This window comes from Pseudomonas sp. GW821-FHT03A09 (assembly GCF_059421065.1).
Map to the genome: position 1 here is coordinate 236,536 of NZ_JBWKUX010000002.1, position 24,168 is coordinate 260,703.

General features: G+C 60.5%; 12 protein-coding genes and 1 pseudogene. 6 read left to right on the plus strand and 7 right to left on the minus strand.

Annotation, left to right across the window (positions count from 1 at the left end; genetic code table 11):
• Positions 1 to 101 precede the first annotated feature (101 nt).
• On the minus strand, positions 102 to 3,041 hold the full coding sequence (gene glnE / locus AC07V4_RS03875) for a bifunctional [glutamate--ammonia ligase]-adenylyl-L-tyrosine phosphorylase/[glutamate--ammonia-ligase] adenylyltransferase (protein ID WP_492637335.1): 2,940 nt from the start codon (positions 3,039 to 3,041) through the stop codon (positions 102 to 104).
• A 383-nt stretch (positions 3,042 to 3,424) separates the two neighbouring features.
• On the opposite strand from glnE, the gene aceE reads away from it, so the two are divergent.
• The 4 genes from aceE to msrA all read left to right on the plus strand — a co-directional run bounded on the left by aceE (position 3,425) and on the right by msrA (position 11,494).
• On the plus strand, positions 3,425 to 6,070 hold the full coding sequence (gene aceE / locus AC07V4_RS03880; RefSeq protein ID WP_492637336.1) for a pyruvate dehydrogenase (acetyl-transferring), homodimeric type: 2,646 nt from the start codon (positions 3,425 to 3,427) through the stop codon (positions 6,068 to 6,070).
• A gap of 11 nt (positions 6,071 to 6,081) precedes the next feature.
• Positions 6,082 to 7,719, plus strand: a complete 1,638-nt coding sequence (aceF, locus tag AC07V4_RS03885; protein ID WP_431749635.1) for a dihydrolipoyllysine-residue acetyltransferase — start codon at positions 6,082 to 6,084, stop codon at positions 7,717 to 7,719.
• Between the two features lie 361 nt (positions 7,720 to 8,080).
• Positions 8,081 to 10,774: a putative bifunctional diguanylate cyclase/phosphodiesterase gene (locus AC07V4_RS03890; protein ID WP_492637337.1), complete on the plus strand. Its 2,694-nt coding sequence runs from the start codon at positions 8,081 to 8,083 to the stop codon at positions 10,772 to 10,774.
• Between the two features lie 72 nt (positions 10,775 to 10,846).
• Positions 10,847 to 11,494: a peptide-methionine (S)-S-oxide reductase MsrA gene (msrA, locus tag AC07V4_RS03895; RefSeq protein ID WP_431749637.1), complete on the plus strand. Its 648-nt coding sequence runs from the start codon at positions 10,847 to 10,849 to the stop codon at positions 11,492 to 11,494.
• Positions 11,495 to 11,590: 96 nt separating this feature from the next.
• Here the strand turns inward: msrA and AC07V4_RS03900 are convergent, their stop codons facing one another.
• The 4 genes and pseudogenes from AC07V4_RS03900 to putP all read right to left on the minus strand — a co-directional run bounded on the left by AC07V4_RS03900 (position 11,591) and on the right by putP (position 16,951).
• Positions 11,591 to 12,427 carry a 23S rRNA (adenine(2030)-N(6))-methyltransferase RlmJ gene (locus tag AC07V4_RS03900; RefSeq protein WP_060755160.1) on the minus strand — a complete coding sequence of 279 codons (837 nt, stop codon included), beginning with the start codon at positions 12,425 to 12,427 and terminating at the stop codon, positions 11,591 to 11,593.
• A gap of 73 nt (positions 12,428 to 12,500) precedes the next feature.
• Positions 12,501 to 13,235, minus strand: a pseudogene (locus AC07V4_RS03905) (DUF4123 domain-containing protein).
• Positions 13,236 to 13,250: 15 nt separating this feature from the next.
• The gene (locus tag AC07V4_RS03910; RefSeq protein WP_492637338.1) at positions 13,251 to 15,263 is read right to left on the minus strand and encodes a type VI secretion system Vgr family protein; all 2,013 of its coding nucleotides are present in this window, start codon (positions 15,261 to 15,263) and stop codon (positions 13,251 to 13,253) included.
• Between the two features lie 203 nt (positions 15,264 to 15,466).
• Positions 15,467 to 16,951, minus strand: coding sequence for a sodium/proline symporter PutP (gene putP / locus AC07V4_RS03915; protein WP_431752263.1), 1,485 nt, complete (start codon positions 16,949 to 16,951; stop codon positions 15,467 to 15,469).
• 461 nt (positions 16,952 to 17,412) lie between these two features.
• Here putP and putA point away from each other — a divergent pair, with 461 nt between their 5' ends.
• Entirely contained in the window at positions 17,413 to 21,366 is a 3,954-nt protein-coding gene (gene putA, locus AC07V4_RS03920; protein ID WP_492637339.1) for a trifunctional transcriptional regulator/proline dehydrogenase/L-glutamate gamma-semialdehyde dehydrogenase, read from the plus strand.
• Between the two features lie 203 nt (positions 21,367 to 21,569).
• Positions 21,570 to 23,372, plus strand: a complete 1,803-nt coding sequence (locus AC07V4_RS03925) for an acyl-CoA dehydrogenase (protein WP_492637340.1) — start codon at positions 21,570 to 21,572, stop codon at positions 23,370 to 23,372.
• Here AC07V4_RS03925 and AC07V4_RS03930 read toward each other — a convergent pair.
• Both AC07V4_RS03930 and AC07V4_RS03935 read right to left on the minus strand, forming a co-directional pair.
• A complete protein-coding gene (locus tag AC07V4_RS03930; RefSeq protein ID WP_492637341.1) occupies positions 23,369 to 23,662 on the minus strand; it encodes a cell division protein ZapA in 294 nt (97 codons plus the stop codon). The two genes, AC07V4_RS03925 and AC07V4_RS03930, sit on opposite strands and share 4 nt — an antisense overlap.
• Positions 23,659 to 23,889, minus strand: a complete 231-nt coding sequence (locus tag AC07V4_RS03935) for a hypothetical protein (RefSeq protein ID WP_431749303.1) — start codon at positions 23,887 to 23,889, stop codon at positions 23,659 to 23,661. Before AC07V4_RS03935 ends, AC07V4_RS03930 begins: the two co-directional genes overlap by 4 nt.
• Between the last annotated feature and the right edge of the window lie 279 nt (positions 23,890 to 24,168).

A 24,168-nucleotide genomic window follows, 5' to 3' on the forward strand; every position in this document is an offset into this window, starting at 1 on the left:
CGGTATGACTGACATACCGAGGCGCCTGCATCGCGGGCAAGCCCGGCTCCTACAAAAAGCTAGTTTCCACATTAGATTGGCGTCGCTCAATTAATCGAGTTTCAGCTTAACCCCAGTTCTTTCCAGATTCGCATCACCTGGCGCCGTTCGTCGACAAACTGATCGCCGGCAACCGTGCCTGACTCATTTTGCAGAGCCTGGCGATGCGCGGCGGAACGGTAGGCCTTATATACCTCGCGCAGCAGGTGGGCATCGGCGGCGGGCATCAGCCCTACCTGCTCCAAGCCCTCCAGAATGCGGATATTGTCGGTGTAGCGCAGCAACGATGGATGCTGCGCAGACCACGCCAAAGCCGCGTATTGCACCATAAATTCAATATCGACGATACCTCCGGCGTCCTGCTTGAGGTCGAACACCGCCGTCGCCTCGAACGCATTGGCGCCGGTACCGGCCGCCGTGGTCTTGGTGCCCAGGTTATCGCGCATCTTGGCACGCATCTCGCTGACCTCCTGGCGCAGCTTGATCGGGTCCCGTTCCCGGCCCAGCACGCGGGCCCGCACTTGCTCAAAGGCATGCCCGACATCCTGGCTGCCCACCAGCACCCGCGCACGGATCAGGGCTTGATGCTCCCAGGTCCAGGCTTCATTTTGTTGATAGCGGTCAAACGCCCCCAGGGAACTGACCAATAGCCCGGACGCACCGGAAGGCCGCAGGCGCATATCCACTTCATATAACTGGCCAGAGTTGGTCTGGGTCGTCAGCAAGTGAATGATCCGCTGGCCCAGACGCGTGAAGAACTGCGCACCATCGATCGGCTTGGCCCCATCGGTTTCCGCTTGCGGGTCGCCGTCGTGGATAAACACCAGGTCCAGGTCGGAACCATGCCCCAGTTCGATCCCACCGACTTTCCCATAACCGACAATGATGAACCCAGGATCGCACAAGGTGCCATCCACCCGTTGCGGCGCACCGTGACGGGCCACGGTCTGGCGCCAAGCCAGGGCCAACACTTGTTCGAGGATGGCTTCGGCGAGCCAGGTGAGGTAATCGCTGACTTTCATCAACGGCAGGCTACCGGCAATTTCCGAAGCCGCCACGCGCAGGCGATGAGCCAGCTTGAAGTGGCGCAGCGCTTCCATCTGCTGCTCAAGGTCGTCCTCGGGAATGCGCGTCAGGCGCTCGCGTAGCTCGGCAGCCAGCTCCGGCGCCAATGGCGGCTTGAACAGGCGACCCTCGTTGAGCAATTCGTCGAGCAGCAACGGGAAACGGGTGATCTGTTCCGCAATCCAGGGGCTGGCGGCACATAGCGTCAGCAAACGGCGCAGGGCATCGGGGTTCTCGGTCAGCAGCACCAGGTAAGCGGAGCGGCGGGCAACCGCCTCCACCAGCGGCAGTACACGCTCCAGCACCAGGTCCGGGTTGGCATGTTCGACCGCCTGGGCCAGCAGGCGCGGGATAAACGCATCCAGCCGCTCACGCCCCAGGCGTTGCATGGCGCGCAATTGCGGGCTACCGCGTAGGCCTGCCAGGGCCTTGAGGGCCTTGGTCGCGTCGGTAAAACCACCTTCGGCCAATTGGCGGCACGCCGCGTCTTCATCCTGGGACTCTTCCCACAGCGGCAACCACTCACCGCCCACCATCAGCTCGCTCTCTTCACCTTCTTCTTCATCAGGATCAGCGATCACTTGGCGGAAGTGCCAGTCCACCCGGCCACGCCAGTACATCAGGCGCTCATGGAAAGCGTCCCAATCGGCGAACCCCAGCATAAAGGCAATGCGCGCCTGGTCTTCTGGATTGTCCGGGAGCATTTGGGTCTGCCGGTCGGCAATCGCCTGGATGGCATGCTCGGTGTAGCGCAGGAACTCATAGCCGTCACGCAGTTCGGCAATCACCACCGCCGGCAGATAACCCTGGCCTTCCAGGGTGCCCAACACTTTGAGCAACGGTCGCTGTTGCAGACTGAGGTCGCGGCCGCCGTGGATCAACTGGAACGCCTGGGCAATAAACTCCACCTCGCGGATGCCGCCCGAGCCCAGCTTGATGTTGTCGGCCATGCCTTTGCGCCGCACTTCTTGCTGGATCAGCTGCTTCATGGTGCGCAGCGCTTCAATAGCGGAAAAATCCAGATAGCGGCGATAGACAAACGGTCGAAGCATATCAAGCAGTTGCGCACCGGCCACTTGGTCGCCAGCCACCACGCGCGCCTTGATCATGGCGTAGCGCTCCCAGTCGCGGCCCTGGTCCTGGTAGTACTGCTCCAACGCATTGAAGCTGAGCACCAGGGCACCGGCCGAACCATAGGGGCGCAGGCGCATGTCGACACGGAACACAAAACCATCGACGGTCATCGGGTCAAGAGCCTTGATCAGTTTTTGACCAAGACGAATAAAGAACTCCTGATTATCCAGGGCGCGCTTCACGCCCACTGTCTCGCCGCCCTCGGGGTACGCGAAGATCAGGTCGATATCGGAAGACAGGTTCAATTCCACCGCCCCCAGCTTGCCCATGCCCAGGATGACCATGTGCTGTGCTTCGCCGCTGCGGCGGCCGGTCGGTGTGCCGAACTGCACGCAGTGGCGCTGGTACAGCCATTGATAGGCTTGGTCGATGCAGGCGTCGGCCATGTCGGACAGGTCGCGACAGGTTTGCACCAGGTCCGCCTGTCGGGTCAGGTCGCGCCAGATGATCCGCACTTGTTGGCGAGTACGCTGGCGGCGCAGTACACGTCCCAGCTCATCTTCTGTTGCAGCCTGTTGCACCGCAGCGGCGACTTGCCCACACAGCTCATCCGGCGCAAAGCCGCGGTCCAGCTCACCCCAGGCGGCCAGCTCCAGCAACATCAAAGGGTCACGAACACTCTGTTCAATGACGAAATCACTGGCAGCACACACACGGGCGAAGTCAGCCCAGCGTTGCGACGTCCATGCAGAAAGGCCATGATCGTCGTCCAGCGCGGCCACTGCGTCACGAAATGACTGCTCGGCCCGCTGGGCAAAAGGCAAGAGAATGGCCGGCAGTTCGGCCAGCGTTGGAAGGCTCATGGTCTATCCTTGATCGGCGCGTAAATGGCTTGTAGCTGTGAACGCAAGAACCACGCTCGGTGAAGGACTGTCGAACAAAGGTTAGAAATAGCTGAAATTAATTTCATTTTGGCAGCCAACATCAAACATTCACCTTTTCTTGTTCGCAAAAGATCAACAATAACGATTATGCTCACCAGCCAGACCGAGCTATACGCTCAGTCTTGTGTAGTTTTACTACTCGTATATACATTCGAAAGGCTGAAATGGCCGACGATTTGTAGTAAAACTACAGGACGCCGAAGCAACCTTCGGCCATCCAAGAATTTATGTCGTCTGCCCACAAGGCCAGTCGCAAACTTCAGGCAACCGATTCTGGTAGCCTTTCCGCCCTGGAGCAAGCCATGCAAGACCTCGATCCCGTCGAAACCCAGGAATGGCTGGACGCCCTGGAATCGGTTCTCGACAAAGAAGGCGAAGACCGTGCTCACTACCTGATGACCCGTATGGGCGAACTCGCGACCCGCAGCGGCTCGCAACTGCCCTACGCCATCACCACGCCGTACCGCAACACCATCCCCGTTACCCACGAAGCACGCATGCCTGGCGACCTGTTCATGGAACGCCGCATTCGCTCGTTGGTACGTTGGAACGCCATGGCGATGGTAATGCGCACGAACTTGAAAGATTCTGACCTGGGCGGTCACATCTCCAGCTTCGCTTCCAGCGCAACCCTGTATGACATCGGCTTCAACTACTTCTTCCAGGCCCCGACCGACGAACACGGCGGCGACCTGATCTACTTCCAGGGCCACACCTCGCCAGGCGTCTACGCCCGTGCGTTCATGGAAGGCCGCATCACCGAAGAACACATGAACAACTTCCGCCAGGAAGTGGACGGTAACGGCCTGTCGTCGTACCCGCACCCTTGGCTGATGCCTGATTTCTGGCAGTTCCCGACGGTTTCCATGGGTCTGGGTCCAATCCAGGCGATCTACCAGGCACGTTTCATGAAGTACCTGGAAGCCCGTGGCTTCATCCCTGAAGGCAAACAGAAAGTCTGGTGTTTCCTGGGCGACGGCGAGTGTGACGAGCCGGAATCCCTGGGCGCCATCTCCCTGGCCGGCCGCGAGAAGCTCGATAACCTGATCTTCGTCATCAACTGCAACCTGCAGCGCCTCGACGGCCCGGTTCGCGGCAACGGCAAGATCATCCAGGAACTCGAAGGCGTATTCCGTGGTGCCCAGTGGAACGTGACCAAAGTCATCTGGGGCCGTTTCTGGGACCCACTGCTGGCCAAGGACGTCGACGGTATCCTGCAACGTCGCATGGACGAAGTCATCGACGGCGAGTACCAGAACTACAAAGCCAAAGACGGCGCGTTCGTACGTGAACACTTCTTCAACACGCCTGAACTCAAGGCGATGGTTGCTGATCTGTCCGACGACGAGATCTGGAAACTCAACCGTGGCGGCCACGATCCGTACAAGGTCTACGCGGCGTACCACGAAGCGGTCAACCACAAAGAACAACCGACCGTCATCCTGGCCAAGACCATCAAGGGTTATGGCACGGGTGCCGGCGAAGCGAAAAACACCGCGCACAACACCAAGAAAGTCGATGTCGACAGCCTGAAGTTGTTCCGCGATCGCTTCGACATTCCGGTCAAAGACGAAGAGCTGGAAAACCTGCCGTTCTTCAAGCCGGAGCCGAACAGCGCCGAAGCCCGCTACCTGAGCGAGCGTCGCGCCGCACTGGGTGGTTTCGTGCCACAGCGTCGCGCGCAGAGCTTCAGCGTACCGACGCCAGACCTGAGCACCCTCAAGGCTATCCTTGACGGCTCGGGCGACCGTGAAATCTCCACCACCATGGCTTTCGTGCGCATCCTGGCGCAGCTGGTCAAGGACAAGGACATCGGCCCGCGCATCGTCCCGATCATCCCGGACGAAGCCCGTACCTTCGGTATGGAAGGCATGTTCCGCCAGTTGGGCATCTACTCCTCCGTCGGCCAGCTCTACGAGCCAGTCGATAAAGACCAGGTGATGTTCTACAAGGAAGACAAGAAGGGCCAGATCCTCGAAGAAGGCATCAACGAAGCGGGCGCCATGAGCTCCTTCATCGCTGCCGGTACTTCGTATTCCAGCCACAACCAGCCAATGCTGCCGTTCTACATCTTCTACTCGATGTTCGGCTTCCAGCGCATTGGCGACCTGGCTTGGGCAGCAGGCGACAGCCGTACCCGTGGCTTCCTGATCGGCGGCACCGCCGGCCGCACCACGCTGAACGGCGAAGGCCTGCAACACGAAGACGGTCACAGCCACATCCTGGCTGCCACCATCCCGAACTGCCGCACCTTTGATCCAACCTACGGCTACGAGCTGGCGGTGATCATCCAGGACGGCATGAAGAAGATGACCGAAGAGCAGCAGGACGTTTTCTACTACATCACCGTGATGAACGAGTCCTACCAGCAGCCTGCAATGCCGGCTGGCGTGGAAGAAGGCATCATCAAGGGCATGTACCTGCTCGAAGAAGACACCAAGGAAGCAGCGCACCACGTACAGCTGATGGGCTCCGGCACCATCCTGCGCGAAGTGCGTGAAGCGGCGAAGATCCTGCGTGAAGAGTTCAACGTCGGCGCTGACGTGTGGAGCGTCACCAGCTTCAACGAACTGCGTCGCGACGGCCTGGCCGTAGAGCGTCACAACCGCCTGCACCCTGGCCAGAAGCCACAGCGCACCTTCGTTGAAGAGTGCCTGACCGGCCGTAAAGGCCCGGTGATCGCTTCGACCGACTACATGAAACTGTTTGCTGAACAAATTCGCCAGTGGGTCCCGTCCAAGGAATTCAAAGTCCTGGGCACCGACGGTTTCGGTCGCAGTGACAGCCGCAAGAAGCTGCGTCACTTCTTCGAAGTCGACCGTCACTTCGTGGTGTTGGCAGCCCTGGAAGCCTTGGCTGACCGTGGTGAGATCGAACCTAAGGTGGTGGCTGACGCTATCGTCAAGTTCGGGATCAACCCGGAAAAACGCAACCCACTGGACTGCTGAGGAGATTTTTTGTGAGCGAACTCATTCGCGTACCTGACATCGGCAGCGGTGAAGGTGAAGTAATCGAGCTGTTTGTGAAGGTCGGCGACACCGTCGAAGCCGACCAGAGCATCCTGACCCTGGAGTCGGACAAGGCGAGCATGGAAATCCCTGCTCCCAAGGCTGGCGTGGTCAAAAGCCTGAAAGTGAAGCTGGGCGACCGCCTGAAAGAAGGTGACGAACTGCTGGAGCTGGAAATCGAAGGTGCCGCTGCTGCGGCCCCTGCGCCAGCGGCCGCTCCGGCGGCTGCACCAGCGCCTGCCGAAAAGCCAGCCGAGGCCCCAGCGGCTCCGGCTGCTGCACCTGCCGCTGCTTCTGTCCAGGACATTCACGTCCCGGACATCGGCTCGTCGGGCAAGGCCAAGATCATCGAGCTGCTGGTCAAGGTCGGCGACACCGTCGAAGCCGACCAGTCGCTGATCACCCTGGAGTCCGACAAGGCCTCCATGGAAATCCCATCGCCGGCTGCCGGCGTGGTGGAAAGCATCGCGGTCAAGCTGGAAGACGAAGTCGGCACTGGCGATTTCATCCTCAAGCTGAAAGTACAAGGCGCTGCGCCTGCCGCCGCTCCAGCTCCGGCCGCCGCACCGGCTGCCAAGGCTGAAGCCGCACCGGCAGCCGCTGCCCCTGCGCCTGCTGCAAAAGCCGAGGCCGCACCGGCCCCGGTTGCTGCCGCACCAGCGCCAAGCGGCGCCAAGGTTCACGCCGGCCCGGCCGTGCGTCAGTTGGCCCGTGAGTTCGGCGTTGAGCTGAGCGCAGTAGCGGCCAGCGGTCCTCATGGTCGCGTGCTGAAGGAAGACGTGCAGGTTTACGTCAAAGCCATGATGCAGAAAGCCAAGGAAGCTCCGGCTGCTGGCGCTGCTACCGGTGGTTCGGGCATCCCGCCGATCCGCACCGTGGACTTCAGCCGCTTCGGCGAAATCGAAGAAGTGCCTATGACCCGCCTGATGCAAATCGGCGCGGCCGGTCTGCACGCCAGCTGGCTGAACATCCCGCACGTGACCCAGTTCGACCAGGCCGACATCACCGACCTGGAAGCTTTCCGCGTTGCGCAGAAAGCCGTGGCTGAAAAAGCCGGCGTGAAACTGACTGTGCTGCCGCTGCTGCTCAAGGCCTGCGCGCACCTGCTCAAGGAACTGCCGGACTTCAATAGCTCGCTGGCGCCAAGCGGCAAGGCGATCATCCGCAAGAAATACGTGCACATCGGCTTCGCGGTCGACACCCCGGATGGCCTGCTGGTACCGGTCATCAAGAACGTCGACCAGAAGAGCCTGCTGCAACTGGCTGCCGAAGCCGCTGCACTGGCTGCCAAGGCCCGCGACAAGAAGCTCACCCCGGACGACATGCAGGGCGCGTGCTTCACCATCTCCAGCCTCGGCCACATTGGCGGCACTGGCTTCACGCCAATCGTCAACGCGCCGGAAGTGGCGATCCTCGGTGTGTCCAAGGCCACTATCCAGCCTGTGTGGGACGGTAAAGCGTTCCAGCCGAAGCTGATGCTGCCATTGTCGTTGTCCTACGATCACCGTGTGATCAACGGCGCCGCGGCTGCACGCTTCACTCAGCGTCTGAGCCAGTTGCTGAACGACATCCGCACTATCCTGCTGTAAGCCTCAACGGGCCTCCCCTTCACCGGGGAGGCCTGGCAATACCGATTTCCGAGCGCCACGCTCGTACCTCAACCCCGCCACTTGGCGGGGCTTTTTTTGCCCTGCTTTTGTAGCCGCGGGTATGCTGGATAAACGCAGTGTCTCTGCGCTTTTCGCGAGCAAGCCGGCCCCCACACAAAGCCAGTGCGAACCACCGATCGCTCCGATTGCAGAAATCCCCCGTGCGGCCGATAACACCCATATAGCACTTAGCCTTCATCCTCTCTTGTCAGTGCGTGCTGCATGATGCAACCTTGCCGCAGGTGACAGTAAAGAGGGCGTGAGCCCGGCGCAGTGCGCAATTTCCCAAGCGAGTTTCCCCATGAAAAGCCAACCCGATGTCGCCCGTATGGCGGCCGAGGTAGTGACGCAATTACCGGTGCCTTCGCGCCTCGGTATGCTGCGTTTCGAGCGGCTTAATGAGGCAAGCTGGGCGTTGCTTTACCTCGACCCCAATTGCGAGCGCCAATTCGGCCTGCCGGCGGTCGAGTTATGCGCCCTGATCGGCACCCCCTACGCCAGCCTGATGGAACCCCAGGCGCGCTACCAGTTGCACGATGCGATCCAGCAGCAACTGAGCCAGAGCCCCCATTACCTGGTGCGCTACACCCTGCACACCAACGATGGGCCGCTGAGCCTGCTGGAAATGGGCGAGGCTTATAAACAACACAATCGCCACTTGCTGCGCGGCTACCTCATGGTCGTCGACGGCCTGTTCAGTGAAATCCCCGCCCCGGCCCCGACGGCCGATCTGGAAAACCAGAACAGCCGCCTGCAAATCGCCCTGGAACTCAACCAGCGTGCGCAACAGGAACAGTTGCAGCACCTGGAACGGGTGCGCGCCCAGCAGGAACTGATCCTGCTGCTGGCCCGCCAGCGCTACAGCGCGCCCAACTCGCTACAGGAAGCCGCCGAGCTGATCACGCGCAGTGCGTGCGATATCTATCAAATCGATTGCGCCAGTATCTGGAACCTCGAGGGCCAGCGCCTGGTGCCGATCTCGGCGTACCAGCGTGCCGACCAGCAACACCACCTGCCCGAGGCCATCGACGCGAGTGGCTTTCCGGACTACCTGGAAGCCCTGCACAGCAGCCGCGCCATCGACGCCACCCATGCGATGCGCGATCCACGCACCCGGGAAATGGCCGAAAGCCTGCGCGCCAAGGATATCCACGCCATGCTCGATGCGAGCATTCGGGTGGATGGTCAGGTCGTCGGCGTGCTGTGCCTGGAACAAAGCGGCAGCTCCCGCGCCTGGCAATCCGATGAAATCGCCTTCGCTGGCGAGCTGGCGGACCAGTTCGCCCAAGTGATCAACAATCACAACCGCCGCACCGCCACCAGCGCCCTGCACCTGTTCCAACGTGCCGTGGAACAAAGCGCCAACGCCTTCCTGCTGGTCAATTGCGATGGCGTGGTGGAATACGTCAACCCAAGCTTTACTGCGATTACCCAGTACAGCGCCGAAGAAGTCCACGGCCATCGCCTGGCGCAACTGCCGGCCTTGGAAAACCTCAGTGAGTTGCTGTTCGACGCACCTTCCAGCCTGGCCAAGAGCAACAGCTGGCAAGGCGAATTCAAAAGCCGACGCAAGAACCTGGAGCCCTACTGGGGCCAGCTGTCGATTTCCAAGGTGTATGGCGACAACCGTGAGTTGACCCACTACATCGGCATCTACGAAGACATCACCCAGACCAAGCTGGCCCAGCAGCGCATCGAACGCCTGGCGTACACCGACAACTTGACCAACCTGGGCAACCGCCCGGCGTTTATCCGCAACCTGGATGAACGCTTTGCCCGGGACAGCGACAGCCCGATCAGCCTGCTGCTGGTGGACATTGACAACTTCAAGCGGATCAACGACAGCCTCGGCCACCAGACCGGTGACAAGCTGCTGATCAGCCTGGCCCGTCGCCTGCGCAACAGCTTGAGTACCGGTGGCAGCCTGGCGCGCTTTGCCAGCAATGAGTTTGCGGTGCTGCTGGACGACGCCGATCTGGAAACCGGCCAGCAGGTCGCCAGCCAACTGCTGACCACCCTCGACAAACCGATGTTCGTCGACAACCAATTGATCAGCGTCACGGGCTCCGTCGGCCTGGCCTGCGCACCACTGCATGGCCGCGATCCACAGACACTGATGCGCAACGCCGGCCTGGCGCTGCACAAAGCCAAGGCCAACGGCAAACACCAGGTGCAGGTATTTACCGAGGCGCTGAACGCCGAAGCCAGCTACAAGCTGTTCGTGGAAAACAACCTGCGCCGCGCCCTGACCCAAAACGAGCTGGACGTGTTCTACCAACCCAAACTGTGCCTGCGCAGTGGCCGCCTATTGGGCATGGAAGCACTGTTGCGCTGGAATCATCCGGAAAAGGGCATGATCCGCCCCGACCAATTCATCAGCGTGGCCGAAGAGACCGGGCTGATCATCCCTATCGGCAAGTGGATCGCCCGCCAGGCCTGCCGCATGAGCAAGCAGTTGAGCGCCGCCGGCATGGGCAATCTGCAGGTGGCGATCAACCTGTCGCCCAAGCAGTTTTCCGACCCGGACCTGGTGGCGTCCATCGCCACCATCCTCAAGGAAGAACAGCTGCCGGCGAACCTGCTGGAGCTGGAACTGACCGAAGGCCTGCTGCTGGAGGCCACCGAAGACACGCGCCTGCAACTGGACCAGTTGAAGAGTTTCGGTCTGACCCTGGCCATGGACGACTTCGGCACCGGGTACTCGTCGCTAAGCTACTTGAAAAAATTCCCCATCGACATCATTAAGATCGATCGCAGCTTTATCCATGAGATCCCGGATAACCAGGACGATATGGAGATCACTTCGGCGGTCATCGCCATGGCCCACAACCTCAAGCTCAAGGTGGTGGCCGAAGGTATCGAGACCGCAGAGCAACTGGCGTTCCTGCGCCGGCATCGCTGCGATGTGGGCCAAGGCTACCTGTTCGACCGGCCGATCCCCGGGTCCGAGCTGATGAAGATGCTTAAACGCTACCCGCGCGGGCCAATCGCCTGACAGCGATGTAACACTCGGGCACACTGGCTGTCTGAATTCTTACCTAACTCAATCTGACTGAGAGGACTGATCATGGTCTTGCGCTCGGAAATTCTGGTGAACAAAAACGTGCTGCCTACTCAAGAACAAGCTTTGCCTGGTCGTGAAACCCCGATGGCGCTGCCGGAGACCCATTTCGTCAACGGCAATCCGCTGCTGGGCCCATTCCTCGACGACGTCGGCTTCGCGATCTTCGGCCTGGGCTGCTTCTGGGGCGCCGAGCGCAAGTTCTGGCAGCGCGATGGCGTGGTCAGCACCGTGGTTGGCTACGCCGGCGGCTACACGCCGAACCCGACCTATGAAGAAGTCTGCTCGGGCCTGACCGGCCATAGCGAAGTGGTGCTGGTGGTGTATGACCAGGCCAAGGTGAAATACGAAGACCTGCTGAAGATGTTCTGGGAACTGCATAACCCGACCCAGGGCATGCGCCAGGGTAATGACATCGGCAGCCAGTACCGCTCGGTGATCTACGCCACTACACCCGAGCAATTGGCAGCAGCGCAAGCCAGCGCGCAGGCATATCAGCAGGAGCTGACCAAAGCCGGCCTGGGCGTGATCACCACGGAAATCGAAGAAGCGCCAACGGTGTACTTCGCCGAGGCGTATCACCAGCAGTACCTGGCGAAGAACCCGCAAGGGTATTGCGGTATCGGCGGCACAGGCGTGACCTGCCCGATCTGACACCAAAAGCATCGCGGGCAAGCCCGCTCCCACCTTGGAATGCATTCCAAATGTGGGAGCGGGCTTGCCCGCGATGGCGTCCTGGCAGGCGACTAGCTACTCAGCGATCAACCAATCCATCTGCCACCCACCCTGCGTCTGGCCAAGCTTCTTGGACAGCCACGGCAGCAGCTCACGCAACTCCTCTTCCAAACCCCACGGCGGGTTGGCGATAGCCAATCCAGAACCGGTCAGGGTGTTGGGCGTGTCCAGCGGATGTACCAGCAACTCCACGCGCAGCAATTTCGGCGCGCCGGTACCGGCCAGGTCCTGGTAGAAACGACGCAGCATGCGCTGGTCCTTCACCGGGTACCAGATCGCTGCGACGGTCTGGCGCATACGGCCCACCGCCTCCTTGAGCGACGCGGCGCAGCGTTGCATTTCATCGAGCTTTTCGAACGGCGGGTCAATCAGCATCAGCGCGCGCTTCTCCGGCACCGGCAGCAAGGCACGCGGCACATGCCAACCTTCGCCCAGGTGCACTTTGACGCGGCGATCACCTTTCATGTTGTCCTTGAGCAACACGCCGTCGTCCGGGTGTTTCTCATTGAGCAACACACGGTCCTGCGGGCGCGTGAGACGCCGGGCCAGCTCCGGGGAGCCAGGGTAGTAACGCAACTGGCCATCCGGGTTCATCTCGTGCAGTACGCGCATGTAATCGGCGGTCAGCGGCGGCAGGTCGCTTTCACCCCACAGACGGGCGATGCCTTCCAGGTATTCACCGGTGCGGTTGGCCTGATCGCCCTGCAGGTCATACAGCCCGATACCGGCATGGGTATCAAGGTAGGCGAACGGTTGCTCCTTGCGCGACATCAGGGCGATGAGGCGGGTCAAGGTCAGGTGTTTGAAGACATCGGCATGGTTGCCGGCGTGAAAGGCGTGACGATAATTCATGGTTGCTCCTGCGCAGGGGGCGAAGTTTACCTTCTACCGGGACAAAGGTGCAGGGCTGCATGTCGGCTGTTGCTCACGGGCCGGTGAGGGACATGCCTCCAGACTCGCAAACAAGATAGCTGGCCAATGTCTCATGACAGACATCAGGCCCACGCGAAAAGTAAGCCACCTTGTGCTTCAAGGTCGCCAGCGAGAAAGCCGCATACAGCTCCGGACGATGCTCCTCCAGCCATTGCATCAGGTTGTCGGTCAAGGTCTGGGGCGATTGTTGCGCCAGCCCGGCTAACAAAGACGCCGGCACCCGCTACCAAGGACTGGCTTTCGCCACTGTCACAGGCGCCGGCGTTACCACCAAGGGCTGACCGTTGATCAGATAGCGTCGGAACACCGGCAGCACCCGCCCCGCCTCTTCCTCCAGCCCCTGCAGGATTGGCAAAAACCGAGCTCCATCCCAAAAACGCAAGAACACGACCCGGCCGTCGGGTAGATAGACCTTGGTCAGGCTTTGCAGGTGCGCAATCACCACGTCCAACGGGCTGGACGACACCGCCAGCCAGCCCCAATCGGCAGCCTCAGTGGTTGCGACCCAATCGCAGAAGGCACTCCCCGGCTCAACGATGCCGACATAGGGCATCACCTCCCCCCACTCGGCATAGGCCGTGCCTGCCCAGATCGATTGGGGCAGCATTCCAACCGCTGCGTCAAAAGGTTTGGCATCACTGGCATTGCTCAAGATGGCGAAGACCCGCTCACCAGACGGTAGAGGCTGCTGTGCAATCCAGGCGTCAGGCGCCAGACGCTTGTTCATCAAGGCAAACTCCTGTCAGCCACTGTGTCGTGGGATATCACACTGGCCGTGTTTGCAGCGCTCACACTCTTCGCAAAACGGTGCGCTACGTTTCAGGCTGGCCACTTGAACGCGGCTCAACGGCACGGGAATAACCACCAGCAGCTTCTCCTTCATTCCCGGTATCAACGGTGTAGCGGCGGGAACTGGCGCACTGCCAAGTTGGATAGGAACACTGCTGAAGATACCGCCCGCCGAAACCGTAATGGATTGGCCACCCGCCTGAATCGTCACACCGGCACCCGCATCGATCACGACACTTTGCCCAGCACCAATCTGGATAGTCCTCCCGGCCCGTATACGCTGCGAGCCACCGACCATCAGATGATCATCCTGCTTGAGTTCAGTCAGACGGTTGCCGTGGGTAACGCGTTGCTCTTCGCCCTGCAACTCATGGTGCGACTCGCCGCCCACCGTTATCCGACGCTGGTTGTCGATCTGCACCTGCTGGTCGTGCAACACATGCTGGGTCCAGTCCCGCTGGGCGCGCAGGTAGATCTCCTCGGCCCCCTTGCGGTCTTCGATGCGCAGTTCGTTATAGCCACCCCCACCGGGGCTGCTCTGGCTGCGCAAGATGCTGCGGGTCTTATCCGTCGGCAGGTCGAGAGGCACCGGCGTCGCCGCGTTGGGCAAGCACCCCATGACCACTGGCATATCCAGGTCGCCATTGACGAAGCCCACCAGCACCTCCATGCCGACCCTGGGAATCAGCACTGAGCCATAACCGTCATGCGCCCAAGCACTGGCCACTCGCAACCAGCAACTCGAATGATCGTTGTGCTCCCCCGTACGGTCCCAAGCCATTTGCACCTTGACCCGGCCGTATTCATCGCAATGGATCTCGCTGTCGGCAGGCCCGGTAACCACCGCATTCTGATAACCCGAACTATTCGGGCGTGGTTGTTCTGGCAGCGACGGCCGGAAAACCACATCCCACGGCGCGGCCGTGAACTCGTTGCGATAGCCCTGACGAAAATCCCCGCCAGCCACTTCGACCACAGCCTCCTCAAGTACCTGGGGTTGTTTGCCTTCGTGCGTGATGCGCGTCACCAGCCACAGGTCGTTCCAGTCGGCGCGCGGGTGCCCGCCAAGCTTGAGGAAACGACCGCTGGTCAACCCCGGCTCGTCACCTTCGCCATGGGCGACCCGGTAGTCGCTGCGGTGCCGTTCCAGCCTGTGCTGCGCCAGGTATTTGCCGTGGGGACGGTCGGAAAAATAGCCGGGATAATCTTGTTCTTCCAGCCGAGGAAGCCGTTCGCTGGCGACTTCGCTCTGCAACGCCAGGTGCGGTTTACGAAAGTCGTAATCGCGCAGACTCACCGCCGTGGTGCGGGTTTCCAATTGCACGGTAAAACTCTTGATTGCCGCTGTGTCCGCCACCATTCCGGAACCAGGCGCGTAAGGCGTGGGCTGCTCGGCCTGGGCAAATACCGTCTGATCGTCACCGAACACCAACAGGTGCCCCTCCGGCGAATGCTGGAAGTGATAGTGAATGCCCAACTCGGCACACAGCCGCTGAATGAATGCCAGATCACTCTCACCGAACTGTACGCAATACTCGCGCTCGGGATACGTTCCGCTGAGTTGGAATGTGAACCGGTCGCCCTGGATCCCCTGCGCCACCAGCACCTGCGCAACGATCTGCGGCACGCTCTTGTGTTGGAAAATGCGCTGGTGGCTGCTGTGTTTCAGATAGGTCAGCTGAGGAACGACACTCATCTGATAACGCGTCAGGCGCCGCCCGGAATCACCCTGTGCCACACGGTAAACCAGACCATGAACACCCTGCCCCTGGTCGTCGAAGCCCAGATACACCTGACGATGGAGCAAGCTCTCAAGGTCAAGGTCGGGCTGCTCGCTGACCAATTCCAAGTCAAAACGGTAGGGCTGACTGATGGCTTCGGTGCCCCTGAACTCGAGTACCTTGAGTTCACTGGACGCCCCGTCGAGGGTCAGGGTAAAGACGCATTGGTTGGCAGGAGCGAACATCCGATGTTTCTCTGCGAAGGGTGGGCGGCAGATTCTGCACCACGGTTACGCCCTGCTGAGCACGCCCCGAGCAAATCAGTAAAACCCTACATGCTAACGCCTGAATCTTCTCCGGAGCGGCGTAAATCACACACGTAAAAAAGCCCGCCATCTGTAGGATGCGGGCTTTTTTTCAGCTCAACGGGCGATCAACGCCCGAAGCATTACTTGTTGAGGTTGTAGTCTTTTTCCGCTGCATCAAAACGCTCGAGCATACCCGCCGTCGGCGCGCCCAGCTTACTTACGAAGTAAATCGCGAGGCTGGCAAAGATGAAGCCTGGGATGATCTCGTACAGGCCCAGCAGACTGAAGTGTTTCCACACGATCACGGTGATTGCGCCGACCAGGATACCGGCCAGTGCGCCGTTGCGGGTCATGCCTTTCCAGATCACCGAGATCAGCACCACTGGGCCGAATGCCGCGCCGAAACCGGCCCAGGCATAGCTCACCAGGCCCAGTACACGGTTGTCCGGGTTGGCCGCCATGGCGATAGCGATCAGGGCCACCAGTAGCACCATGGCGCGGCCAACCCATACCAATTCCAGCTGGGAAGCATTTTTACGCAGGAAGGTCTTGTAGAAATCTTCGGTCAGGGCGCTGGAGCACACCAGCAGTTGGCAGCTCAGGGTACTCATGACCGCCGCCAGGATGGCCGACAACAGCACGCCTGCGATCCATGGGTTGAACAGCAGCTTGGCCAGCTCGATGAACACACGCTCGTGGTTCTCGGTAACCGGGCCTGCCACTTCCGGGTGCGCCGAGAAGTAGGCGATACCGAAGAAGCCCACGGCCACGGTGCCGCCCAGGCACAGGATCATCCAGGTCATGGAGATGCGACGCGCCTTGGCGATCGACTTCACCGAATCCGCCGCCATGAAGCGTGCGAGGATGTGCGGCTGGCCAAAGTAGCCCAGGCCCCAGCCCATCAGCGAAATGATGCCGATGAAGGTGGTGTTTTTCAGCATGTTGAAGTTGTCGGGGTTCTTGGCCTCGATGGCCAGGAAGGTCGTATCGACACCGCCAGTGGCCAGCAGCACGATGATCGGCGTCAGGATCAACGCGAAGATCATCAGCGTGGCTTGTACGGTATCTGTCCAACTTACCGCCAGGAAACCACCAACAAAGGTGTAGGCAATCGTCGCCGCGGCGCCGGCCCACAGTGCAGTCTCGTAGGACATGCCGAAGGTGCTTTCGAACAGGCGGGCACCGGCCACGATGCCGGATGCGCAGTAGATAGTGAAGAACACCAGGATCACCACCGCAGAGATAATCCGCAGCAGGCCGCTCTTATCTTCGAAACGGCTGGAGAAATAATCCGGCAGGGTCAGGGCGTCGCCGTTATGTTCGGTCTGTACCCGCAGACGACCGGCCACGAACAGCCAGTTCAAGTAAGCACCGACGATCAGGCCGATGGCGATCCAGCTTTCCGACAGGCCCGACATGTAGATCGCACCCGGCAAACCCATCAACAACCAGCCGCTCATGTCAGAAGCGCCGGCCGACAGAGCCGTCACCACGCTACCGAGGCTGCGACCGCCGAGGATGTAATCGGAAAGGTTGTTGGTGGAGCGATAGGCCATGAAGCCGATCAGCACCATTGCTGCGATGTAGATCACGAACGTGATCAGGGTTGGATTGCTAACGCTCATAAGAGTGACGCCCTGGCTTTGTTTTTATGTAGCGACGGCCTGTCAGACGGCCACCCACTGCTAACCGGGTAGACGAAACTGCGTGCCGCGCATTTATGACTGGCGTTTCCCCAGGAAAGCCGCCAGCCGATGAACCGAACCGCTGAGGTGGTTGCACCTTGGCCGCGAATGCTATTCAACAAAGCAAATAAGGTGCAACCAGTTTCTTGAGAATAAGTTGCACCCACTCATGTATTCCGGAAAACACCGCGTTTTTGCTCCTTTTTGGAGCAAGAACAGCCGAAGTCAGAAGCAAATGCACCAAGAGAAAGCGGATTCGGCTGAGGGCCGATTTTTTTCGTGAGGACCTTCAAAAATTTCCTGAACAAAAGGGTTGCACCCGGTTGCACCTCTTCATGGGCAAAGCTAATCTTGCCGCCAGCAGATGCCACTCGGTAGTGGCACCCATGAGGATAATAAAGATGGCAACGACCACCCTTGGGGTCAAACTCGACGACCCAACCCGCGAACGCTTGAAGGCTGCCGCGACCTCCATTGATCGCACGCCGCACTGGCTGATCAAGCAGGCGATTTTCAATTACCTGGAGAAACTCGAGGGTGGTGCAACCCTGACCGAGCTCAATGGCTTGGCCAGCAAGGACGCTGAAGACGCGGGCGAGGTCCAGGCCGACCACGCCCACCAGTGCTTCCTGGAGTTCGCCGAAAGTATCCTGCCGCAGTCGGTACTGCGCGCTTCGATCACTGCCGCCTACCGCCGCCCGGAGCCGGAAGTGGTACCGATGCTGATCGAGCAGGCCCGCCTGCCAGCTCCGATGGCAGAAGCCACCAACAAGCTGGCCGCCTCGATTGCCGAGAAACTGCGCAATCAGAAGAGTGCCGGCGGCCGTGCCGGTATTGTCCAGGGCCTGCTGCAAGAATTTTCCCTGTCGTCCCAAGAAGGTGTGGCGCTGATGTGCCTGGCCGAAGCGCTGCTGCGCATCCCCGACAAAGGCACCCGCGATGCGCTGATCCGCGACAAGATCAGCACCGGCAACTGGCAGCCGCACCTGGGCAACAGCCCGTCGTTGTTCGTCAATGCCGCCACGTGGGGCCTGCTGCTGACCGGCAAACTGGTCGCCACCCACAATGAGGCCGGCCTGACCTCATCCCTGAGCCGCATCATCGGCAAGAGCGGCGAGCCGATGATCCGCAAGGGCGTCGACATGGCCATGCGCCTGATGGGCGAGCAGTTCGTCACCGGCGAAACCATCGCAGAAGCCCTGGCCAACGCGAGCAAGTTCGAAGCCAAGGGCTTCCGCTACTCCTACGACATGCTCGGTGAAGCCGCGCTGACCGAACACGATGCCCAGAAGTACCTGGCATCGTACGAACAAGCCATTCACTCCATCGGCAAAGCGTCCCACGGCCGTGGGATTTATGAAGGCCCTGGCATCTCCATCAAGCTTTCGGCACTGCATCCGCGTTATAGCCGTGCGCAGTATGAGCGCGTGATGGACGAGCTGTACCCACGTCTGCTGTCCCTGACCCTACTGGCCAAGCAATACGACATCGGCTTGAACATCGACGCCGAAGAAGCCGACCGCCTGGAACTGTCGCTGGACCTGCTGGAGCGCCTGTGCTTCGAACCGCAACTGACCGGCTGGAACGGTATCGGTTTCGTGATCCAGGCTTACCAGAAACGTTGCCCGTACGTGATCGACTACGTCATCGATCTGGCGCGCCGCAGCCGCCACCGCCTGATGATCCGTCTGGTAAAAGGCGCGTACTGGGACAGCGAAATCAAGCGCGCCCAGGTCGAAGGCCTGGAAGGCTACCCGGTGTATACCCGCAAGGTGTACACCGACGTTTCCTACATTGCTTGTGCACGCAAACTGCTGTCGGTACCGGAAGTCATCTACCCGCAGTTCGCTACCCACAACGCCCACACCCTGTCGGCCATTTACCATATCGCCGGTCAGAACTATTACCCTGGCCAGTACGAGTTCCAATGCCTGCACGGCATGGGTGAACCACTGTACGAGCAGGTTGTAGGCAAGGTTTCCGATGGCAAGCTGAACCGTCCATGCCGTGTGTATGCACCGGTCGGCACCCACGAAACACTGTTGGCCTACTTGGTGCGTCGCCTGTTGGAAAACGGTGCCAACACCTCGTTCGTCAACCGCATCGCCGACCAGTCCATCTCGATTCAGGAACTGGTGGCCGATCCAGTGGCCAGCATTGAGCAAATGGCCACATTGGAAGGTGGCTTCGGTCTGCCGCATCCGCGCATTCCATTGCCGCGCGACCTGTACGGCAGTGACCGCGCCAACTCCGCCGGCATCGACCTGGCCAACGAACACCGCCTGGCATCGCTGTCCTGCGCCCTGTTGGCCACCGCACACAACAACTGGAAAGCCGCGCCGATGCTCGGTTGTGCCTCCAGCAATGAAGCAGCCGCACCGGTGCTGAACCCGTCCGACCTGCGTGATGTAGTCGGCCACGTGCAAGAGGCCACCGTCGAAGACGTCGACAATGCCATCCAGTGCGCCATCAACGCCGGCCCAATCTGGCAGGCCACCCCGCCCGCCGAACGCGCCGCGATCCTGGAACGCGCCGCCGACCTGATGGAAGGCGAGATCCAGCCGCTGATGGGCCTGCTAGCCCGCGAAGCCGGCAAGACCTTCGCCAACGCCATCGCCGAAGTGCGCGAAGCCGTGGATTTCCTGCGTTACTACGCAGTGCAGGCACGCAACGATTTCACCAATGACGCCCACCGCCCGCTGGGCCCGGTGGTGTGCATCAGCCCGTGGAACTTCCCACTGGCAATTTTCAGCGGCCAGGTCGCCGCTGCACTGGCCGCCGGCAATCCGGTCCTGGCCAAGCCTGCCGAACAAACCCCGCTGGTCGCCGCACAAGCCGTGCGCATCCTGCTGGAAGCCGGCATTCCCGAAGGCGTGCTGCAACTGCTGCCGGGTCAAGGCGAAACCGTCGGTGCCCGCCTGGTGGGTGATGATCGCGTCAAAGGCGTGATGTTCACCGGTTCCACCGAAGTAGCGCGCTTGCTGCAACGTAATGTCGCCGGCCGTCTCGATGCGCAGGGCCGTCCGATCCCGCTGATTGCCGAGACTGGTGGCCAGAACGCGATGATCGTCGACTCCTCGGCCCTCACCGAACAAGTGGTTATCGACGTGGTGTCTTCGGCCTTCGACAGCGCCGGCCAACGTTGCTCGGCCCTGCGCGTACTGTGCCTGCAGGAAGATTCGGCAGACCGTGTCATCGAAATGCTCAAGGGTGCCATGGCGGAATGTCGCCTGGGTAACCCGGAGCGCCTGTCGGTGGACATCGGCCCGGTGATCGACGCCGAAGCCAAGGCCGGCATCGAGAAACATATCCAGGCCATGCGCGACAAAGGCCGCAACGTGTACCAAGTGGCAATCGCCGACGGCGAAGAGGTCAAGCGCGGCACCTTCGTGATGCCAACCCTGATCGAGCTGGAAAGCTTTGACGAACTGCAACGGGAGATCTTCGGCCCGGTGCTGCACGTGGTGCGCTACAAGCGCAAAGAGATCGATCAACTGATCGGCCAGATCAACGCTTCCGGCTATGGCCTGACCCTGGGCGTACACACTCGTATCGACGAGACCATCGCCAAGGTGATCGACAACGTCAATGCCGGTAACGTCTATGTGAACCGCAACATTGTGGGCGCCGTGGTTGGCGTGCAACCGTTCGGTGGCGAAGGCTTGTCAGGCACCGGCCCGAAAGCCGGTGGTCCACTGTACCTGTACCGCCTGCTGTCGACTCGTCCTACCGATGCGATCGAACAGTCCTTCGTACGTGGCGACGCACTGACGGCACCGGACGTACGTCTGCGCGACGTCATGAGCCAACCGCTGACGGCCCTGAAAACCTGGTCCGACAGCAACAAGTTCAGCGACCTGAGCGCCCTGTGCAGCCAGTTCGCCGCACAATCCCAAAGCGGTATCACCCGCCAACTGGCCGGACCGACCGGCGAACGCAACAGCTACGCCATCCTGCCTCGTGAGCACGTACTGTGCCTGGCGGAAGTGGAAGGCGACCTGTTGACTCAATTGGCAGCGGTATTGGCAGTGGGCGGTTCGGCGGTATGGCCGGAAACCGACCTGACCAAAGCTCTATTCCCACGCCTACCGAAGGAAGTTCAGGCGAAGATCAAGCGCGTGGCCGACTGGACCAAGGACGAGGTGGTGTTCGACGCGGTCCTGCACCACGGTGATTCCGACCAACTGCGCGCGGTGTGCCAGCAAGTGGCCCAGCGTGGCGGGGCGATTGTTGGCGTGCATGGTTTGTCGCAGGGTGAGACGGCGATTGCGCTGGAGCGCTTGGTGATTGAACGTGCATTGAGCGTTAACACCGCAGCAGCAGGCGGTAATGCCAGCCTGATGACCATCGGCTAACGACCTGACAAAACGCGGTAAAAAATGTGGGAGGGGGCGTGCTCCCGATTGCGGTGTATCAGTCGACTTATTTGTGGCTGACACACTGCTATCGGGGGCAAGCCCCCTCCCACATTTGCCTGGGCATCACTCAGATCAATCTTGCTATCCACCCTCCATTCGCGCACTTAGACTCGGACCTATTCCCACATAGGTGACCCGCCATGTCCGAGACGCTGCTCAGTTCCCGCAATCTGGCTTTCGAGCTGTACGAAGTTCTCGATGCCGAGGGCATGACTCAGCGTGAGCGGTTCAGCGAGCACAACCGCGAAACCTTCGATGCGGCCATCAGCACAGCGCGCAGCATTGCCGAGAAGTACTTCGCGCCACACAACCGTAAGAACGACGAGAACGAGCCACGCTTTGAGAACAGCAAGGCCATCCTGATTCCAGAAGTGAAGCCGGCCGTGGACGCGTTCCTCGAAGCTGGTTTCCTCAATGCCGCGCGCAGTTTCGAAGCGGGTGGCATGCAACTGCCGACCCTGCTGTCCCAAGCCTGCTTCGCGCACTTCCAGTCGGCCAACGCCGCATCCACCTCCTACCCGTTCCTGACCATGGGCGCCGCCAACCTGATTGAAAGCTTCGGCACCGAGGATCAGAAACAACGCTTCCTGCAACCGATGATCGACGGCCGCTTCTTCGGCACCATGGCCCTCACCGAACCCCACGCCGGCTCGTCGCTGTCGGATATTCGTACACGCGCAGAACCTGCGGCCGACGGCACCTTCCGACTCAAGGGCAACAAGATCTTCATCTCCGGTGGCGACCACCCGCTCTCGGAAAACATCGTGCACATGGTGCTGGCCAAACTGCCGGATGCGCCGCCTGGGGTGAAAGGCATTTCGCTGTTTATCGTGCCCAAGTTCCTGGTCAACGACGATGGCAGCCTGGGCGAGCGCAACGATGTGCTGCTGGCCGGGCTGTTTCACAAGATGGGCTGGCGTGGCACCACCTCCACTGCGCTGAACTTCGGCGATAACGGCAACTGTGTCGGCTACCTGGTGGGCAAGCCGCACCAGGGCCTGAGTTGCATGTTCCAGATGATGAATGAGGCACGCATCGGCGTGGGCATGGGCGCGGTGATGCTCGGGTATGCCGGCTATCTGTACTCGCTGGAGTACGCCCGCGAACGCCCGCAAGGTCGCTTGCCTGACAGCAAAGATCCCACAACCGCACCGGTGTCGATCATCCAGCACGCGGACATCAAGCGCATGCTGCTGACCCAAAAGTCCTACGTAGAAGGCGCTTTCGACCTCGGCCTATACGCCGCGCGGCTATTCGATGACACCACGACCCTCGCCACCGATACCGAACGCAAACAAGCCCACGAATTGCTGGACCTGCTCACGCCCATCGTCAAATCCTGGCCGTCGGAGTTCTGCCTCAAGGCCAACGAACTGGCGATCCAGATCCTCGGCGGCCACGGCTACACCCGTGAATACCCGGTGGAGCAGTACTACCGCGACAACCGCCTGAACCCGATCCATGAAGGCACCCATGGCATCCAGTCCCTGGATTTGCTGGGGCGCAAACTGGCGCAAAACGGTGGCGCGGGCTTGAAGCAGTTGATCCGGTTGATCGCCGAAACGGGCGCACGGGCACAGGAATACCCATCACTGACCGCATTGCGCGAACCACTGGAACAGTTGGTCAACCGCTTGCAAAGCGTGACCCTCGGCCTGCTGACGGATCTGGCCCAAGGCAAGGTCAACAGCAGCCTGGCGAACTCGGCGCTGTACTTGAAGGTATTCGGGCATACAGTGATTGGCTGGCGCTGGCTGGAACAGGCGATCCGCGCTGAAGAAGGGCTGGCCAAGGGGAATGCGGCCGATGTGGCCTTCTATAAAGGCAAGCTCCAGGCCGCCCGGTACTTCCTGACCTGGGAAGTGCCGGGCTGCCATCATGAACTGGCGATTCTGGAGGCACGCGATGATACGTGCCTGGCAATGCAGGACGAATGGTTCTAAGGCTGACCTATTACCTTGGAAATCACATCGACCGTGGCGCTGACTTGCTCTTGGTAACGGTCGAGTTCCTGCTGGTGACGCTGTTGCATTTCGATCTGCTCGGCGCACAGGTTCAGCGCGGCCAGTACCAATAATTTGTCACCGATCAGGGTCGGGTACTTTTTCTTGGTGGTGGCCAGGGAGGCCTTGAGCAGGGTCACGGCGTGCATCAGGGTTTGATCTTCCCCGGCCGGGGCCTTGATCGAGTAATCCTCTCCGAGAATCGAAACGACCTTTATCCCTTCATTCATGCGCCGACAGGACCTGCGCTCACACGCTCAACCAACGCCTGGATGCGAGCGGCGGTGGCGCCGTGCTTTTCTTCCTGTTCCATCAGGTTCAGTTGCAGGCTGTCGTTTTCGTCCTTGGCACGGGCCAGTTCCGCCTTGAGGGACTCGTTGCTGCCCAGCAGATCCTGGTTCTGCTGTACCAAGTCGCCGACCAGTTGTTCCAATTGACTGAGGGATGCTTCTAACATTTTGATTTCTCGGGCTTTTTAAAAGGGCGGTGACGATAAAGAAAATTCACCTCGGATGCCAGGGTTATCCCCGGCGCGCAGCCCGTTTTTTAAGGGCCGAGCCGCACTTTCGAGCCTTAGTGACTGCAATTCCCCCATCTGGTTCCTGAATCCGTTAAACCCCTCGTCCGATGCGACAAAAGCGCGCACCCCCTTAAGACTTTAGTCGCACGGCCGATACCTGATGCACACCTCGTCTCATGGCCGCATGGATCGCGCTTCTCCCCAGGACTCCCGCAT

Coding starts and splice junctions, on each gene's coding strand:
- glnE (WP_492637335.1), bottom strand. CDS start 3,041: ATGAGCCTTCCAACGCTGGCCGAACTGCCGGCCATTCTCTTGCCTTTT.
- aceE (WP_492637336.1), top strand. CDS start 3,425: ATGCAAGACCTCGATCCCGTCGAAACCCAGGAATGGCTGGACGCCCTG.
- AC07V4_RS03890 (WP_492637337.1), top strand. CDS start 8,081: ATGAAAAGCCAACCCGATGTCGCCCGTATGGCGGCCGAGGTAGTGACG.
- msrA (WP_431749637.1), top strand. CDS start 10,847: ATGGTCTTGCGCTCGGAAATTCTGGTGAACAAAAACGTGCTGCCTACT.
- AC07V4_RS03900 (WP_060755160.1), bottom strand. CDS start 12,427: ATGAATTATCGTCACGCCTTTCACGCCGGCAACCATGCCGATGTCTTC.
- AC07V4_RS03910 (WP_492637338.1), bottom strand. CDS start 15,263: ATGTTCGCTCCTGCCAACCAATGCGTCTTTACCCTGACCCTCGACGGG.
- putP (WP_431752263.1), bottom strand. CDS start 16,951: ATGAGCGTTAGCAATCCAACCCTGATCACGTTCGTGATCTACATCGCA.
- putA (WP_492637339.1), top strand. CDS start 17,413: ATGGCAACGACCACCCTTGGGGTCAAACTCGACGACCCAACCCGCGAA.
- AC07V4_RS03925 (WP_492637340.1), top strand. CDS start 21,570: ATGTCCGAGACGCTGCTCAGTTCCCGCAATCTGGCTTTCGAGCTGTAC.
- AC07V4_RS03930 (WP_492637341.1), bottom strand. CDS start 23,662: ATGAATGAAGGGATAAAGGTCGTTTCGATTCTCGGAGAGGATTACTCG.
- AC07V4_RS03935 (WP_431749303.1), bottom strand. CDS start 23,889: ATGTTAGAAGCATCCCTCAGTCAATTGGAACAACTGGTCGGCGACTTG.